The organism is Vibrio sp. 10N.286.52.F8 (assembly GCF_041468745.1).
In the GTDB taxonomy this organism is placed as follows: Bacteria; Pseudomonadota; Gammaproteobacteria; order Enterobacterales; family Vibrionaceae; genus Vibrio; species Vibrio crassostreae_C.
Map to the genome: position 1 here is coordinate 54,845 of NZ_JBFRJF010000008.1, position 17,543 is coordinate 72,387.

At 43.8% G+C, this 17,543-nt stretch carries 14 protein-coding genes; 6 read left to right on the top strand and 8 right to left on the bottom strand.

All coding sequences use genetic code 11. From position 1 onward, the window contains the following. Positions 1-28 precede the first annotated feature (28 nt). The gene (locus tag AB4133_RS03570; protein ID WP_372223983.1) at positions 29-610 is read left to right on the top strand and encodes a TfoX/Sxy family DNA transformation protein; all 582 of its coding nucleotides are present in this window, start codon (positions 29-31) and stop codon (positions 608-610) included. A 149-nt stretch (positions 611-759) separates the two neighbouring features. On the opposite strand, the gene AB4133_RS03575 is transcribed toward AB4133_RS03570, so the two are convergent. From AB4133_RS03575 to AB4133_RS03585, 3 genes are all read right to left on the bottom strand, one after another. Next, positions 760-1,302 (bottom strand): hypothetical protein, encoded by a 543-nt coding sequence (locus tag AB4133_RS03575; RefSeq protein ID WP_017065409.1) that lies wholly within the window; start codon positions 1,300-1,302, stop codon positions 760-762. A gap of 286 nt (positions 1,303-1,588) precedes the next feature. Further along, positions 1,589-2,086 carry a response regulator gene (locus AB4133_RS03580; protein WP_017065410.1) on the bottom strand — a complete coding sequence of 166 codons (498 nt, stop codon included), beginning with the start codon at positions 2,084-2,086 and terminating at the stop codon, positions 1,589-1,591. After that, positions 2,079-4,022: an ATP-binding protein gene (locus AB4133_RS03585; protein ID WP_017060404.1), complete on the bottom strand. Its 1,944-nt coding sequence runs from the start codon at positions 4,020-4,022 to the stop codon at positions 2,079-2,081. The genes AB4133_RS03580 and AB4133_RS03585 overlap by 8 nt, the downstream gene beginning before the upstream one ends. A gap of 183 nt (positions 4,023-4,205) precedes the next feature. On the opposite strand from AB4133_RS03585, the gene AB4133_RS03590 reads away from it, so the two are divergent. The 4 genes from AB4133_RS03590 to AB4133_RS03605 all read left to right on the top strand — a co-directional run bounded on the left by AB4133_RS03590 (position 4,206) and on the right by AB4133_RS03605 (position 10,136). Then, a complete protein-coding gene (locus AB4133_RS03590; protein ID WP_017060405.1) occupies positions 4,206-5,468 on the top strand; it encodes a DUF945 family protein in 1,263 nt (420 codons plus the stop codon). Positions 5,469-5,631: 163 nt separating this feature from the next. Continuing rightward, the gene (gene serC / locus AB4133_RS03595) at positions 5,632-6,726 is read left to right on the top strand and encodes a 3-phosphoserine/phosphohydroxythreonine transaminase (RefSeq protein WP_017065411.1); all 1,095 of its coding nucleotides are present in this window, start codon (positions 5,632-5,634) and stop codon (positions 6,724-6,726) included. A gap of 351 nt (positions 6,727-7,077) precedes the next feature. Then, complete coding sequence (locus AB4133_RS03600; protein ID WP_029235305.1) at positions 7,078-8,226, top strand: extracellular solute-binding protein; 1,149 nt, start codon at positions 7,078-7,080, stop codon at positions 8,224-8,226. A gap of 20 nt (positions 8,227-8,246) precedes the next feature. Then, on the top strand, positions 8,247-10,136 hold the full coding sequence (locus tag AB4133_RS03605) for a GGDEF domain-containing protein (RefSeq protein WP_372223998.1): 1,890 nt from the start codon (positions 8,247-8,249) through the stop codon (positions 10,134-10,136). Positions 10,137-10,346: 210 nt separating this feature from the next. Here AB4133_RS03605 and AB4133_RS03610 read toward each other — a convergent pair whose 3' ends face one another. Together AB4133_RS03610 and AB4133_RS03615 are read right to left on the bottom strand one after the other, a co-directional pair. Further along, complete coding sequence (locus AB4133_RS03610; RefSeq protein ID WP_017060409.1) at positions 10,347-11,063, bottom strand: 3'-5' exonuclease; 717 nt, start codon at positions 11,061-11,063, stop codon at positions 10,347-10,349. A 5-nt stretch (positions 11,064-11,068) separates the two neighbouring features. Beyond that, on the bottom strand, positions 11,069-12,958 hold the full coding sequence (locus tag AB4133_RS03615) for a DUF294 nucleotidyltransferase-like domain-containing protein (protein ID WP_372052350.1): 1,890 nt from the start codon (positions 12,956-12,958) through the stop codon (positions 11,069-11,071). A 150-nt stretch (positions 12,959-13,108) separates the two neighbouring features. Between AB4133_RS03615 and AB4133_RS03620 the strand changes: the two genes are divergently transcribed. Further along, the gene (locus AB4133_RS03620) at positions 13,109-13,750 is read left to right on the top strand and encodes an outer membrane beta-barrel protein (protein ID WP_372223984.1); all 642 of its coding nucleotides are present in this window, start codon (positions 13,109-13,111) and stop codon (positions 13,748-13,750) included. Positions 13,751-13,874: 124 nt separating this feature from the next. Here the strand turns inward: AB4133_RS03620 and AB4133_RS03625 are convergent, their stop codons facing one another. The 3 genes from AB4133_RS03625 to AB4133_RS03635 all read right to left on the bottom strand — a co-directional run bounded on the left by AB4133_RS03625 (position 13,875) and on the right by AB4133_RS03635 (position 17,359). Further along, the gene (locus AB4133_RS03625; protein WP_017065416.1) at positions 13,875-15,065 is read right to left on the bottom strand and encodes an amino acid aminotransferase; all 1,191 of its coding nucleotides are present in this window, start codon (positions 15,063-15,065) and stop codon (positions 13,875-13,877) included. Positions 15,066-15,267: 202 nt separating this feature from the next. Beyond that, positions 15,268-16,809: an HD-GYP domain-containing protein gene (locus tag AB4133_RS03630; RefSeq protein ID WP_069597131.1), complete on the bottom strand. Its 1,542-nt coding sequence runs from the start codon at positions 16,807-16,809 to the stop codon at positions 15,268-15,270. Between the two features lie 250 nt (positions 16,810-17,059). Continuing rightward, positions 17,060-17,359, bottom strand: coding sequence for a hypothetical protein (locus AB4133_RS03635; protein WP_065677452.1), 300 nt, complete (start codon positions 17,357-17,359; stop codon positions 17,060-17,062). Positions 17,360-17,543: the final 184 nt, after the last annotated feature.

Sequence of the window (17,543 nt, forward strand, 5' to 3'; positions counted from 1 at the left end):
GGGGTAATTTGATTAAGGATCAACGGATATGACCGAGACAGCATTTATTAATTACGTGAATCAATTTGGTGAGCATCAAAAACGTTCTATGTTCGGAGGTATTGGCCTCTTTCAAAATGACGCTATGTTCGCTTTATTGAGTGAAGGTTGTTTATTCATTAGAGGTGGAAAATCATTAGATAAAAAACTGACCGATCTTGATTGTGAAAAGTATCGTCATGTAAAGAAGCAGACAACAGCAACCGTAAACTATTACGACATTACGGATCTGTTTACCTGTGAACATCCTGAATTGAATAGTATTATTCGTACTTCAATCGATAATTCAATTCAGCAGCGTAGCTTCAAGAAGTCATCAGCTAGCCGTAGATTAAGAGATCTACCAAACATGCAGCTTACGTTAGAGCGCATGGTTAAAAAGGCGGGTGTGGATGATGTTTCAATGTTTATGCAGTTGGGCGCACCTGAAGTGTTTAATAAGGTTCGCGAAGCGTACGGAAACGATGTTGACCTAAAACTACTTTGGAAATTTGCGGGTGCAATTGATGGTATTCACTGGAAACTATTACAAGAGCCACGCAAGCAGCAATTACTGAAGAGCTGCCACTAAAGAAGTTTGCCTTATATGCTTAAGATTACTGTCAATAAAAAAAACCGAGGAATGTCCTCGGTTTTTTTGTTTCTGTCTTAGTCGGATTTCTTAAAAGACTAAGTATCAAAAGGCTAAGTGCTCGTTAAGAGCTAGCTTGGCTTTAAGTATCAGTACTTGAAGCGAGCAGTGAACATAAGTTGGTCACCGTAGAAGTCGTTAATACGAGCTTCAGCGCCTAGAGAGAAAAGCTCTGTAGAGTGGAAACGCGCGTAAACAGAACCTGTCCAATCATCGTTGTCATCGATAGAAACGTAACCACCTTTACCACCAACTTCTAGTTGTGGACCAAGCCATTGGCGAACACCAATGTTGATTTCCATACCGATATCAGTAGAGCTTGAGTTCTCAGGTTGAACGATACGAGCTAGCATTTCACCTGTTAGGTCTGCCCAGTTGTTTAATGGAGCGTGGAAACCAAGACCTACAGCTGAGTCGTAATCGCTTTCAAATTCTGAATCGATACGTGCTATAGCGTGAGCGTTCGGGTGAATGGACTTACTGAACGCACCACCAAATGTTACTGGGCTAGCACCGATACGTGCTTCAAAGTAATCATAGTTAAAGTTGCTCATTACCTGTGGTTGTTCATCAACAGCTAGTGCTTGACCAGAAGCCAATAGCATAGCGGTAGTAAGTAGAATTTTGCGCATAACGACCGTAAACCTATATTAGTGTTAATTCCTTTGGTTTGAGACAAATCGGCAAACCATAAACATTGAGACAGTTTAATCTAACTCACGGAAAAGTAATCCTTTAAAATGTAAAACCTTACTCATTTAGTTAAAAAACAAGCAAATTAAGGATCAGTATGTAACGGAGATCTCATGTTTAGGGCGAATGAGAAAAATAGACGAGCGAATTATCCAAAATTTGTATACATTCGGAAGGTTTTTATATCGGATGACGCTATTCTCAGTATCCATTAACCAATCAGTGCTATTCACCAAAACTGGTGCGTTTATCCGCCATTGAAGTCAGTATGCGCTCGGTATCCAAGATCGAAGTCCAGTTAAGCAATTGCTTGTCGTTGGCAATGACATAGTCAGTCAATTGTTGAGTAATCGTGTCTCTCAGTTGGTCGCCTTGCCAAGGTTTTGAAATATAGAAATCAAGTGCTGCGTTGTTAATGGCTGTGACGGTATCTTCTAGCCCAGCTTGCCCGGTGAGCAACAGCTTACGCGTTGGTTTAGTAGCGTCGTGTTGGTTGAGTTCGATCAGAAAATCAATGCCGGTTTCTTCTGGCATGATGTGGTCGCATAAGATTAACGCGAGCTTAATACCATCTTGTCCCATTTCTTTGATTACTTGCTTGGCTTCATCGACCGACTCTGCACCTTCAACCAGAAAGTTCTCTTCAAATATCGCCAAGTCCTGAAGGACACTATTGAGAACTTCAGGTTCATCATCGACACATAAAATTAGGTACTTATTCATGAGGTGCTCCTTCTTGTTTGAATGGAAGCCACACTTGCATGTTTGTATGGCTGCCTACCTCTGACTCCACCAAAATAAACCCTTGATGAGCCGAAACGATTTGTTGAGAAATGGATAACCCAATCCCTAAACCAAAGTTGCCTTCTTTTTTAGTCGTGAAATTTGGGTTGAAAATGGTGTTGATGTCTTCTTTGGCAATGCCGTGGCCAGTATCGGAGATTTGCACCACAAGAAACGCGTCGTCGCCTTTTGTCTGTTGAGAAGTGGTGATGGTCACTTTTCCTCGTTCAGATAGGGCATCGAGCGCATTGGAGATAAGGTTGGTCCACACTTGTTGCAGCGAGAGCGACTGGCACAATAAAGGCGGTAAGTCGGTATCGTAATGCTTTTCGAGTTGGTGGTGTTTAAGCCTGTTTTCGAAGATCACTAAGGTATCTTCAAGCCCTTCGTGGATATCTGTGTAGTGGCGAACTTCTTCATCTTCTCTAGCATAGCTTTTTAAGCTTTTGACCATATCGGCAATACGCTTGCTGCACACTTGAATTGAGCGGATAGAGTTTCCAACATAATGGTAATGCTCTAAGTCATTGAGCAGCTCTTTGCCTGCGACAGGGGACGCCTTTAATGTGTTTAGAACCGTAGAGTCTTGGCTTAGGTTTAGTCTCACGGCTTTTTTTGCTAAAGCACGGTCATTAATCGTCGACGTAAGATGCTTTACGAGCTGTCTTTCTTGGGCTGTTGATAGTGGCTTAGCTAACTTTGAATGTGCCAGTACGTCAGTCCCTTTATTGGACTCTGGAACGGATAGGTTTGCCAATATTTGGTCGAGATGGTCTGACAGAGTTTCGATGCTTCTTAATATGGCAGCAATCGGGTTATTCAGCTCATGTGCGACTCCCGCGACTAGCTGCCCGAGCATCGCCATTTTCTCTTTCTCGATCAGTTGTTGATGTGCAGACTCTAATGATTCTAGTGTCTGCTGCAGTTTGATCTTATTGGTGATGCTGCGTTGCAAACGTCGATTAAAATGACGGAGCAATAGATTGGTAAATAAAGGCAGCAGGGTATTGTTTGAATGCATCACCTGAGCAAAGCTATCTTTATCCAGTTTGATAACGCGAGTCTGCGTTAGGGTGATCGCCGTAGAAAACGAAGGCTCGCCTGTTACAAATGACATCCCGCCAACAATGTTCCCTTTGGAGTGACGTACCACTTCCCGCTGTTGCCCAAGTTCATCTTTCTTATAAAGAGCTGCTTCACCCTCAATGATCAGCCATAAAAAGCGATTGTCTTCGCCTTCCACAGTGAGTAGATGCTCGGGGGAATAGTCACGAATGGCCTTAGTTTTGTCATCTTTTGAAAACACATCTTGTAAGGCACTGACGACACGTTCTGCAAGGGCATTATCAGAAAGCTGGTGGTAGTCGTGAATGAAACCCGATTGGAAAGAGTGAATCTTTTGCTCAATGTGCGCTCTGAGTAAGCGTTGTTGATCCAATGCATCGCTGTAAGAGAGCAGGTTTTCTGAGTCGTATTGGATAACAAAAGAGGTCAGCTCTTTTTGCGCTGATTTGAACAGAACCTGATCTTGAACCGGTTTGGTTAAACAGTGGTTGAGCCTACCTTCATTCACAGCGGTTAAAATGGATTGAATGTCTGACGAAGCGCTGACTAATATCGTTCTTGCGGTATTACTATGGGGCAGCTGTTGAAGTTCAATCAGGAATTGCACGCCATTAAATTCAGAATGATGATGAGTGATCACCAAGGCAACGGTTTGGTTGTGATCATGAATATCTTCTAATGCGTGATGTGCGTCTTCTATGTTCTCGGCAGTATAAATATCGAATACAGAAGCCAACGGAGCCAGCTCCGAACGTATTCTTTCAATGCTAACCGGATTATTGTCCAAACAGATAACAGCGTATTGATTCACAGCTCAACCTTAATAGTAGCGACGTCTTTAGCCTAGCAAGAACCGCCGAATAAGGATGAGAGCTAGCCGTTAATTTATTGAGGCAATCGAAGTATCGAGCAATAGACTGATTTAACTCAATGTTTCTTGTTTGCTACTGATGGGTTAGACTAAAAAAAACAGACACGTGTAGAAAGAGAACTCATGGAACAGTTAAGAAAAATTGGTGCTATTGGCGGAGCAATCTCACTGGCACTTTGTTGGCCGCTAGCGGTTGGGCAAATTGGACAAAATGCGATTACCGATGGCGTTGCAAAGCTTAACAATTCAAGCATTCAAGCTGAGATCGTGGAATACGATAGAGGTTACTTGTCTTCCAACGTAACCACTCGTTTAACTGTGACGGATGAAAACCTGAAAGAGCAACTTGCGATTGATGGGTTGCCGAGTGAGTTTGTCATAAATAGTGCGGTTAGCCATGGTTTGGTGAGTCTAAATGCACTGTCGACGTTTGAGAATACCGATATTCTGCCTTTAACTCTGACCACTAGTACTGAGCTAAACGGCAACACTGACTTTAACTTTGAGTTAAGCCAGTTCAATCACCAAGGTTCTGATGAGAATGGGACTTCGGTCTCGATCACTAAATCGAATCTTTCTGGCCATGCGACTGTTTTAGGCCAAGTTGATTACGAGCTTTCAATCCCTTCAGTTCAAATTGATTTTGAAACCGGTGAAGAGGTAACGCTGTCTAATCTGAAAGGTGTGGGTTCAGGCCAACAAGCGAAAGGCTACTGGTTAGGTACTCAGAATTTTACTATCGATAGCTTCTTGGTTTCAGATTCTGCAATGCAGCCTTTCATGACCATTGAAAATTCTAAGTACGATTTTGAATCACATCTAGATGAAGCAACTAAGCGTCTGCGCAGCAACCTCAAGCTGGATATCGCAAATATCGAGACCAGTGAAGGCCAGTTGAACAACCTAAACGTCGATTTTGAAATGTCGAAGTTGGATAGCGAGTCGTTTGAGAAAATCTTTGAGATTTACCAATCTAATCCTGTGATGACGCAAGAAGACGTTGCAGAGATCATTCCATTTATCGATATCCTGTTTGCTAAAGGTTTCGACCTTTCAATGAACAACATGTCGTTAGAGTTAGGTAAGGGACAGTTCGAATCTAAGTGGTTGGTGAGCGTGCCGGAAGGGACCGAAAACATCAGCAGCAACCCTTCGATGATCATGCCTGCATTAACGGGCAACGTTCACTCTAGCTTCTCAAATGAACTTGTTGAAGAGTATCCATTCATCCGTGAAGGTATCGATGAATTGCTTGTGATGGAAATGATCAAGGAAACAGACAGTGGTTATGAAATCAGCGCTGACTTAGAAAATGGAAACCTAGTGTTCGAAAATGGACAAGAAATTCCATTAATCGCTCTACTTATGCCGGTTTTTGTTCAATAAACAGAGCAGGCGTGAATACTGATAGGGTGATTTAGCAGGTTAAGCTTAAACATTTTATACGGTACAAAACAAAAGAGGTCTTAAGACCTCTTTTGTTGTTTTTATGTTGGGTAAAACATGGTATTACTTGCATAGTTATTATTTAGCAGGAGCAATCATCCCCATGGAACTTACATTAGATAACGTATTCAACTTCAGTGCTGGCCCAGCTGCACTGCCTAAACCGGTAATGAAACAAGCGCAAGCGGACTTTATTGATTGGAATGGTTTAGGGACTTCCGTGATGGAAATCAGCCATCGCAGCAAGGAATTTATTCAAGTTGCTGACGAGTCCGAACAGGACCTACGTGATCTTCTGAACATCCCAGACAACTACAAGGTTCTTTTCTGTCAGGGGGGCGCTCGTGCTCAATTCGCTGCTGTTCCTCTAAACCTTTTAGGTGATGCGACGAAAGCGACTTACATTGATGCGGGTTACTGGGCAGAAAGTGCAGTGACTGAAGCGAGCAAATATTGCGAAATCGATGTATTCAACGCGAAGACGTCAATTGATGGTAAAGCAGCGGTTGTTCCAGCTAAAGATTGGAAAATTGACCCGGAAGCTGCGTATGTACATTTCTGTCCGAATGAAACCATCGATGGTATTGAAATCAGCGAGCTTCCTCAAACGGATAAGCCAATCGTAGCGGATATGTCATCTAACATTCTGTCTCGTAAGATTGATGTGTCTCAGTACGGTGTTATCTACGCGGGCGCGCAAAAGAATATCGGCCCTGCGGGTATCTGCATTGCAATCGTACGTGATGATCTACTCGAACTCGCAAACGACGTGTTGCCGAGTATTCTGAACTACAAAGTACTTGCTGAAAAAGACTCAATGTTCAACACACCACCAACCTACGCTTGGTACCTATCAGGCCTTGTGTTCAAGTGGCTGAAAGCTCAAGGTGGCGTTGAAGCGATGGAGTTGGTGAACAAAGAGAAAGCAGCGCTGCTTTACGATGCAATCGATAGCTCAGCTTTCTACAAAAACGATGTTCACACTGCAAACCGTTCTAGAATGAACGTGCCGTTCCAACTGGCGAAACCTGAGTTAGATGGCAAGTTCCTAGAATTGGCTGATGCTGCAGGTCTGAAATCACTGAAAGGCCATAGAGCAGTAGGTGGAATGAGAGCTTCACTTTACAACGCAATGTCTCTGGAAGGCGTTCAAGCGCTGGTTAGCTTCATGAAAGATTTCGAAGAGAAATACGCTTAATCGATGATAGGGCTTTGACTGATAAATTGCTTATTTGATTTTTATTGTGTCGAATGCACCGAACGAGATAGATGCCGCTTTTGCGGCATTTTTTTTGTCGTTAATAATAAAGGGTATGGTATGTTGATTTATTGTAAGAACAGTCATCCAGAGATATGACGGATGTATCAGAATGAGCAGACCTTTCTCTTAAAGCGAGAGTATCAACTGTTATTTAGGCACTTTTTACTATATAACGTGTCGCCCAAAGCTAGGTCTCTAATCATGAGCAGTGAGCGATAAGCCGCATCGCCCGGTTTATTGATGGGCGATTAAAATCCAACGTCTAATTTTTACCACAAGGAACCAAGTGTGAGGTTATTGAGTCTATTTGCGATGCTATTTCCGGCCGTTGCTTGTTCGTCCACACTTGAAATATGGGCTGGTATTAATTATGAAACGGCCGATTATGTAAAAGAACATATCGAAGCGATGACTGATCATCGTGTAGAAATTCGTTCGTTTGACGTCAACAGTATTCGTTCTGAACTGCTTGTTGCTGATCCTAGAGACAATACCTTTCCCGACGCCATCTGGGTTCCTTCTGACTTCTTAGGTCTAACTGAATATATCGATTTAGCGACGCTTCCTGATGCTTGGGTCGATACCCAACGCTATGAGAAAAAAGCGCTTGATGCAGTGGTCATCAACGGTGAGCTTAAGGCGTTACCGGTTGGTATTGGAAACCAAGTCGTTCTGTATTCGAGCAAGCCTCAAGCGCAAGTCGTGACATGGGAGAGCCTAATTGAACGCTCTGCTCAGTCCGATCAAGTGAGCGTGCTTTTTCCCAATCCAAACATGTACTTCTATCTAGCTTTCTATCAGCTTTTTTCTGAAGACTTATTATCGTCGAAGAATGTTAATGGTGAAGGGTTAGTTGCTATCTTTGATTTCATCGACATGTTGCAGCAGAAAAAAGTCATCGAATCATCGTGCAGCGATATTTGCGCGAGGCAGAGGTTCATCAATGGGGAAGTCGAGTTTTTGATTGACGGTGATTGGGCGTTCAGCGAACTCGATGCCGCCTTTGGTCGAGATTTGTACATCAATTCGTTGCCGACCTATCGTGGTGAAAGTATGTCTTCATTTAGTGGCGCAAAGGTTTTTGCTGTCACGGAAAAAGGCATGCAAAACCCAGATAAGAAATTGGCTTTGAAAGAAGTCGTTCAATACCTGCAATCAAACAGTTTCACCTATTTAGCTCACTCGAGTGCCATGGTTTCGCCGTTTTATGAGGTTAATCAACGCCGTGTTGAGGAAGGTAACCAGACACTTTCAAATATGTACGATGAGTTTCAAGCATCGCAAATGATGTCGAGTGACTACAAGATGGCGATCGTTTGGGAGGCATCGGCTCGGGCGTATCAGCGTTACAAGTCAGGGATGCCAAAGAGTGAACTGCATAAGTTTTACAATGATTTTGTTCAATATTACTCGGCGAATATGAGGGTAAGAGATTGAAGCTATCATTAAAATACACCATGGGCTTGGTGTTGCTGGCTTGCTCAATGCTTCCTGTTTACCTAGCGGGACAGTTGATTCTCAATAAACAAAACCAAAGTTCTTTAGAGCAAAAAGAAACCAAGCTGGACAACTCTACGACCGGTATTCGTCAAACCGTACAAGAGCAAATTAAGCTGACGGCGAGCCTAACTCAATGGTATTCGCATGACCGATCATTGATTAAAGCGGGTGGTAATATCTTTTTCTCGAGTGTTGTTTGGGACAAGATGGATAGCTTCAATGCGCTAGCGGAGAGTGTGTCCGCGACTTATATTCTGGACCAAAACTGGAAGCCCATTTATGACAGCAAAGGCAGCTTGTACCATTTTGAGCAGAGCCAGTTATTAGAAAGCTTGAAGCGTCCTCAATCGGTTTATGGGCAAGGGAAATTGTTCCACACCGAGTTTACCGAAACTGAAGTGGCGGATAATGCCGCTGCAGGTATCGCTTTTGTCGCGCCGATTTTACCTTATCGTTTGATAGAAGGTTCTACATACACGCCGCAGGGTTATCTTGTGGTTCTTATGGGGTATGACAGACTTAAGACTAAAGTGACGCCTTTCCTTTATCAAAATGAGTCGGTTGAGTTTAACTATATTGATTCAACGGATGCTCAATCTTCTGAACAAAGTGCGAACATTATCTCTATCGACAGCACATTCTTTACCGACAAATTGGTACTGAACGTCAAACATCATATTTCCGACAGTGAGCGTTTATTAGAGATGCAACAAGCTCAGGTGGTCTTTGTCAGAATATTGGTGGCGACGCTTGCCATCGCGATTGTGTTTGCTCTGTTCCTAAGCCGCTGGTTCTCAGGGCAGTTAAACCTGTTGGCTGAATCTGTTACGTCGTATTCGCATAACCAGTCACCGACTCATAGTGTGGATGAACATCGTTTTACAGAGTTCGTCACGCTGAGTCGTTTATTGGAAACCTTGTGGGGTCGCATACAATACCAAGTCCGTGAGCTTACAGAAAGTAACGATAAACTCGAAAGGTTTAATGTTCTGCTAGAGGACTTAGTCGAAGAGAAAACCAGCAAGTTAACGTATTCGCTCGCGCGTGAAGAATCCCAGAAGCATCGTCTTTTGAAGATCGTTCAGTTTGCATCATCAAGACACGCGGCTGAATATCGGTTGATTCCTCAAATGGTCGATCAAGAGTTAAAGACATTACTTGTTCAACATTCGATTCAGTTTCATTTTAACCGGACTGGCGAGGCTGACCTGATACTCTGTGACTCACAGGGGACGGCGATCGGGTATTTTTGTTCAAGTTCATTTGATGTCCTCAGTGAAGAAGATCTTCTGATTTTTGACATGTACCAAAAACAGTTAGCTGGTTGGCTAGAGCTCGAAAATATTACACGGATTAACATGTCGACTGGCTGTTTGAATCGTAAAGCTTTTAATGAAGATCTCGAATTCAGTAAACGCAGCATTAACGACAATCAAAATCAGATTTCTTTGATCATTATTGATATCAATGGCTTGAAAACGACCAATGATGTTCATGGGCATGAGATCGGGGATGAGCTGATACAGCGCTGCGTAGACGTAATCAGCCACGAATTGACACCTGCCAGTAATCTATACCGTTTGGGTGGAGATGAATTTGCGGTGCTTACCTTAACGTCTGGTGAGTCGAGTTCGCTCAATGTCGCAAAGATGACTGAGCAGTTGTACATTGCTCAGGAGCAACAGGCAATCGAGACTAAAGCGGGTATCTCTATTCCTGTCAGATTCTCGATTGGTGCAGCCTCTAGTGATTCAACAGACGTTGAGCAATTGTTCTCAGTCGCTGATGAGAATATGTATCAGCAAAAGCGTCTTTATTACCAAACGTTGTCTGTGGTTGGGAAGTAATAATGCCAATCGCGCTGACAAATAGCGATCACGATTTTCGACGCCCATTAGAGCGGAACTGCTGGGGTGTGACGTTATAATATGTTTAAACGCTTATGGGAAATGCGCTTAGTCGGGCCAACCGTTGCTTAAACACAGACGATAAAAATGAAAAAGCCCACCAATGGAAGTTGATGGGCTTTGTGTTTGTATTTAGCTTACGTAACTCAGCTAGAGCCAGAAACTCTTCAGAGGCATCTCAGAGTCAAAGTGATGAGCAATTTGCGCTTGGAGTAGCTCAGCGGTCGCAATAGCGTCAGTTAATGCATGATGCGGCGTGTAGTCGGGCAGATGGTATCGACGACGACTCTGACCCAGTCTCACTGAAGCTGGCTTCTTACCTTTCAGCTTGTTCCACAAGCCGCCAGCCAGTTTATTTTGGATCTGAGATTCAATCTCCAGCGTGTCGAGGACTGGGAACTCAATGCCTTCACCGAGTCGCACTTTCAATGCATTGTCCAAAAAGTCACGTTCGATACGACGATAGTGAACCACAGGGATATGTCCCGCCATTGATTCTAAGATCTCGCCCAACACTTCGCTAAGGTCTGGCGCATCAATGATGTCATTGTGAGTGATGCCATGAATCACGACAGACTCTTCTTCAAGTTTCTGTTTTGGTCTTAGAGTCCAGTGTTTGGCTTGTCGCAAGTAGATGCGATTGAGCGTAAATGGCACTAAACCAATGGTAATGATGCCGTCTTTGTTTGGGTTTAACCCCGTTGTCTCAAAGTCGACAGCCAAAAACATCACTTCTGAAAGTGGCGTATCAGGCGCAGGAAGAGGCTGGCTATAAAAGTGCTTTAAGCGCTCGTCTCTCGCTCGTTCAAGCTTCTGAGCAAACTTAAATGGCCAATCGACCGCAGGTGATCTGAATAGTTTGTTCATAGGCCCTACTTAAACTTGTTGCTGGCTTGATAACGGAACTTAAGGAAGTTTTGCGCATTACTTAATATTTGGAATGCATCCTTTAGGTTACGTCGTTCGAAGTCAGACAGGTTCTCTGGCTCGATGTTGTTATCAGGCTCGATGTTGTTGTCGACATCGTGTGCTTGGTGGCGAATACGAACCAGAGAGATAAACTCCATCGCATCTTTCAAATCTTGAGCTCGGCCTTTTGGCAGAATACCGGCGTCAATAATGTCATCTAAGCGTTCGAACGAGTTCTTAGAGCGAGACGCTACCGCGAGCGAGTGAACACGAATCAAATCGGCGAGTGGCGCAGTACCACGACGCTTAAGGTTGATAGAGTTGTTGTGACGGCCATCTTTCTCCATCACGAAATCTTTGAAGAAGCCGAGCGGAGGTGTACGGTTGAGTGCGTTACGTGCAAGGCACGCCAAGAAGCGATTGTTCTTACGTGCGCGTCGAACAATAAAGCTGTTCAATTGCTCGGCCCATTTCAGACGACCATAAACGCCATCTAAGTCGAAGAAGATTGAAGCATTTAACAGTGCTTTCGGGTTTGGATCATCAATCCAATCGGCAAAGCACTCTTCCCATTGTCGACGAGTCATACGCCACGTTGGGTTAGTCGCCATGATATCGCCAGTACAATACACATAGCCACACTGATCTAAGCCATCACAAATAAAGGTCGACAGCTCCTCAAAGTATTTGCCGTGTTTTTTCTCGTCGTAGGTGTCATCAAGAATAATGGCATTATCTTGGTCAGTAACGAGCAGCTGCTCATCACGTCCCATCGAGCCGAGTGCAAGGAAACAATAAGGAATGGGCGCTTTACCTAATTTCTCTTCGCCTAGCTCAATAATACGTTGCTTAAAGCTACGGCCGATTACCGACATTGCGGTACCCACCATGTGTGCGTTGGCATCTTCGTTAACCAAGCGGACAAAGCTGTCTTTTACTTGTTCAGAAAGTACTTTAAGATCTTCAATGCTTTGCTGCTGGAAGATGCTGCTTACCAATAACAGTGAGTTTTGAGACTCGTAGCGAACAATATCGGTCGCTTCGATAATACCGATAGGTTTCTTATCTTTAAGCACTGGCAAGTGGTGAACGTTGTAGCGAAGCATGGTCATCATTGCTTCATATACATAGGCATTGTGGTCGAGTGAGATAACCTCAGGTGTCATTACGCTAGAGACTTCATCCGATGGGTCAAGCCCTTCAGCTAAAACGCGAGTACATAAATCTCGGTCGGTGATGATGCCAATCACGGGTGTTGAGTCATCTTCATCATCTTCAACGATTTCTGGGTCGATGATCAACAAAGAGGAAACATTATCCTGTGCCATCATGGTCGCAGCTTGCTGAATCGTGCGCGTTTTTTCGATCATTGGTGCTTCGCTGGTCAGCAGCGTTTTAACCTTGGATGTCGTTAAGTCGTTAGCGTCGTTGCTGTCTGAGTTGGCTTGGCGCAGTCGCGCGTTATCTTCTACTTCTACGAAATCGGCAAAGGAGTCGTAGTTGTCGTAGAGCTCTTGGAAGATAGGCTCAGGAATACAGTAAAGCAGGGTATCTTCGGTGGCTTTAACTGGGAAACGCACCTTGTTGTTGGTCAGTAGGCCCATTTGACCGAACAAGTGGCCTTCATCCAGGCGGTTATAGAGTTCGCCTTTACGGCGGTAGACTTCGACTTCGCCACTTCGAACGATGTATAAGTCATGAATTTGATCACCAAAGTGAATGATAGGGGTATCTTGGCGGTAATAAGAAATTTCCACGCTACTGGTCACTTTCGCCAACATCTCCTCAGGGAGTTCTGTGAAAGGGGGGTATTGTGCCAGAAAGTTTTGAATCTCTAATAACTCAGCATCCATAATGATCATCCATTGGTTTGTATGATTTCATGGTACAACATTTGATAATATTTTGCCGTCACAAATCAATCTGTGAGCTAAAACCTTTTTAAAGTCTTATGGATAGACTAACCTTTCAATTAATGGAGTGACAGTTTAAGGATGATAGGAATGTCGAAGTGGAAGCTTAGTTTTGTATCTGCGGTTTTTATGTTTTCTCCAAGTTTGTGGGCGGACACTAACGCGGTGGATATTTTAGATTACGACCATATTTATGCCACGGCGCATTCGGGCAGTTTAAATGAAGATGCAGGAAGTAATAATAACGCCTCGTCGTATGGATTAGGCGTCAGTTACGCGATGACGAATGATTGGTTGTTGCTGGGAGACTACAGCGCACGCTTTATTCACCCTGATGACACCACAACTCGAATTGATACGCTGATGCCAGGTGTTGGTTACCGTTACAGCATTAAGAAAGATTTAGATATAGTGGCTTACTACCTGCTTGGTATCACTAAAGGTAAGGTTGAAGATAATGACACCAACCGAACTGAATCTTCAGACACTGAGTTCATCCAAGGGGTAAAAGCTGAGCTTAACTATGGCTTTGCGAAACGTTGGATAGCTAACGGGAGTGTGCAAGTGAATCGAAGTGACCTGTTTGATGAAGAGGTCTATCACTTAGGTTTACGTTATCTAGTGACCAATAAGTTTGCGATTGGTGGGTCATATCAACATCGAGATGGTGAAGGTAAAATTCGTAGCGAGCGTACTCACGAGCTAGGAGTGGAATTTTTCCTAGAGTATTAGCCAGTAACGAAAAGGCTAAGTGCACTAATAGCTCTTATATACAAAGAGACAGACACAAAAAAGCCAGCTTAATTGCTGGCTTTTACACATCTATTGGTCTGCAAATACAGGTTTCGCTTTTCGATTAAAGAACCGCAGCGATACCTTTACATAGAGGACCCATGTTTGACTTAGTCATACCAGCAACACTGATACGGCCAGAACCAACAATGTAGATTGCGAATTCGTCTTTTAGGCGAGTTACTTGTTCTTTGCTTAGACCTGAGAACGAGAACATGCCGTTTTGACGTTCGATGAATGTGAAGTCTGCATCAACACCTTCTGATTTCAGTGTCGTTACGAATAGTTCACGCATCTCTTGGATACGGTCACGCATTTCTGCCACTTCTGCTTCCCATTCAGCACGTAGATCAGCATCACCAAGGATGTGAGTAACGACAGCACTGCCGTGGGCTGGTGGGTTAGAGTAGATAGAGCGGATAATGCTCTTAACTTGAGAGAATGCTGTCGTTGCTACGTCTGCTGATTCAGCAACCAGAGTGAATGCACCAACACGCTCGTTGTACAAGCCGAAGTTCTTAGAGAACGAGCTAGCAACAAGGATCTCTTTGTTGTATTGAGCAAAAATACGTAGGCCAGCAGCATCTTCTTCAACGCCTTTTGCAAAACCTTGGTAAGCAAAATCGAATAGAGGCAGCAGTTTCTTCTCAGCAACCAATTTAGCCAGTACTTCCCACTCTTCAGTTGTTGGGTCGATACCTGTTGGGTTGTGACAGCAGCCGTGAAGAAGAACGATATCGCCTTCAGAAGCTTTCTCTAGGTCAGCAACCATGCCAGCGAAGTCTTTGTCTTTAGTTTCAGCGTTGTAGTAGCTGTATTGAGCAGTTTCGATCCCCGCAGCTGCGAAAACGCCGTTGTGGTTAGCCCAAGTTGGGTTACTGATCCAGATTTTCACTTCGCCCAGTTGGCGCTTGATGAATTCACCCGCTACGCGAAGTGCACCTGTACCACCTGGAGCTTGTGCTGTTTTAGCGCGTTGAGATGCAACGATCTCTGCGTCTGAACCGAAAAGAAGTTTCTGAACCGCTAGACCGTATTCAGCTGTACCTTCAATCGTTAGGTAAGATTTGGTTTTTTCGTTTTCAAGAAGTGCAGCTTCTGCTTTCTTTACTGTTTTAAGTACTGGTGTTTGACCATCTTCATTTTTGTAGATGCCAACGCCAAGGTTGATTTTCTCTGCACGAGAGTCTTTTTTAAACTCTTCAGTAAGGCCGAGGATAGGATCGGCGGGAGCAGCTAACACTTTTTCAAACATAATCTTCATCCATGTCAATTGAGAGGGGATAGTATCTATGGGTAGTTATACCTGTATGGAATTTTTAAGACAATACGAAGTGAACAGAAAGACCAAAAAAAATCCATTTCAATCAGATTTATTGACTAAAGAGGATATTTGATAACAAAACACCCTACGGATTAACCTATAGGGTGCAAGAAGTTAGTGGATTTTGAATAGATTACGCTGGTTGAGCAATAAAGCTTTCGCGCTCGAGTTCACTCGCTACATTTTTGCCATCTTTGTAGGTCGCAGCAATTGAAACAAACGCTTGTTCGACGACCAGAAAAGCTTGGACAACTTGCGGATCAAAATGCGTCCCATTGCCCTCTAAGATGATCTGTTTAGCTTGTTCATGAGTAAAGGCTGGCTTGTAGACTCGCTTCGAGATGAGCGCATCATAAACATCAGCTAATGCCATTAAACGGCCAGATAACGGGATATCTTCACCAGACAACTGATTAGGATAACCACTGCCATTCCATTTCTCGTGGTGAGTCAGAGATATCTCCTTTGCGACTCTTAAGAAAGAGCTACTTCCCAACTGCTTTTCTGCAATAGATAACGCTTCAGCCCCAATCGCGGGGTGACCTTTCATTATCTCAAACTCTTCGTCCGTCAATTTGCCCGGCTTCAATAACACACTATCAGGAACACCTACTTTGCCCACGTCGTGCAAAGGCGCAGATTTGTAGAGCAACTCGATGTAGTTTGGTGTTAACAAGCTTGAGTGGGTTTCTGATTTGCTGAGCTCTTGTGCGAGCACCTTGACGTACTCTTGAGTTCTTAGGATATGTGCGCCCGTTTCATTGTCTCGAGATTCAGCCAATGCCGATAAGCTCACAATGGCCACGTCACGTGTGGTTTTCACTTCGTTTTGCGCGGTTTCAAGGCTATCAAGCATGGTATTGGTCATAGATGCCATTGATCCAAGCTCGTTGTAGCCGAAAATAGGTAAGCGAACGCCTTGCTCGCCATTGGTGACTTTGTTTAATGCGTGCTCTTGGCTTAGGAGAATACGCTTAATTAGCTTACTCCAAAGCGTCATGATGGTTATCGCGTAGCCACCCAGTACCACAGCCAAATAAATAAACTCTTTGATCACGCTGATCTTGCCGGTGCCATCCAATAAGCGGTCAGGGTTGTGTTCTAGCCAGAAGATGTCTTTAACGGCAATCATCGTCAACATAGTTGTCAGTGTTACCAGAAGCACGATAACCAAGCCTATCATCTGCTTGACCAGTGAACTTCTTTCACCAACCAGTTGGAAGTCGAATTGTCCAGTCGTCTCCATTTTATCCATTTGGCTGAGCTTGGCATTCAATTGAAGAATGGTTCCGGTAAAGAAGCCGAATAGACTCATGCCAAACAGCACCTTCAAATTACTATCTATGGTGAATTCATAGCTTAAGTTGTAGTAGAGCGCGAAAGGCACACTTGCAGCAAAAAATAGCAGGGTATCGAGTTGCGTGAATCGGCCTTGCTTGACCAAGGTATGTTGCGCCAATGGGTAACGACGTGCGAGCCATAATAAGATAAACACAATACTGACTTGTGTGAAAATCTCTAACGTCGTTAAGCTATCGAGCATAGGGCACACCCGACTGCCATAGGTGCCAAACAGCACGCCAGCAATGACGTATAACTTAGTCGTTAGCGATTGATTGTAATTTGAAGTATCCATCGGTAAGCCTTTGTTCTCATTCTTATTAGATTTACGCATTCATTGATTCACGACTTTAGAATTGCGAATGATTAGCATAACTGACGTGAATAAGACCGGAAATTCTATCGATAGCTTTCGTGGATTGATACAAGAAACTGGTTTGTGTTAGAGATTTGTTAGCTAGGTGGGGGTTATTGCAGCATTTTTATGAAGATGCTTGAATAGCCCCGGTCGAGGGTCGAGGCTATTCAGTCTGTGTATTGGGTTAGAATCGCGCGTGATTGAGTTCGCTATCTACTTTAACCCGTTACTTTTTGAGATTGATTTCAGCTTCGATTGAGCTGGTTTCAATCTCAGGGTGAGACGCTAGTTTGTCTGCAGCCCATTGGTTGATGTGTTTCAGAATAGCAGACACCGCGTGTTTTTCCGTTGGTGCTTGGTCTTGTTCGACATCGATCTTTTGCTTTGGATGTGAGCCTGTCGCATCTTCAGCAATATGGAGCCAATCTGGGTGCCAGTAATATGGCTGACCGCTCGGTGTTGTCCAACTGTGAACACCGTTTGACTCTCCTTTATAACTTAATTGGTCTGCTTCTATTTTTTTCATTGTTATCTCGCATGTTTTTGGGTTACATCAAATTATTGAGGTAGAAAGCCAACTTAGCTCCTACCTTGGGTACAAACTTAGCAAAGCTTACAAAGTTATCTGTGAACCAATTCACACTATTGTGGAAATTAGGTGCGATCATATGGATAGCAGCAATAGTTGTTGGCGTAAGTGATAAAATCAC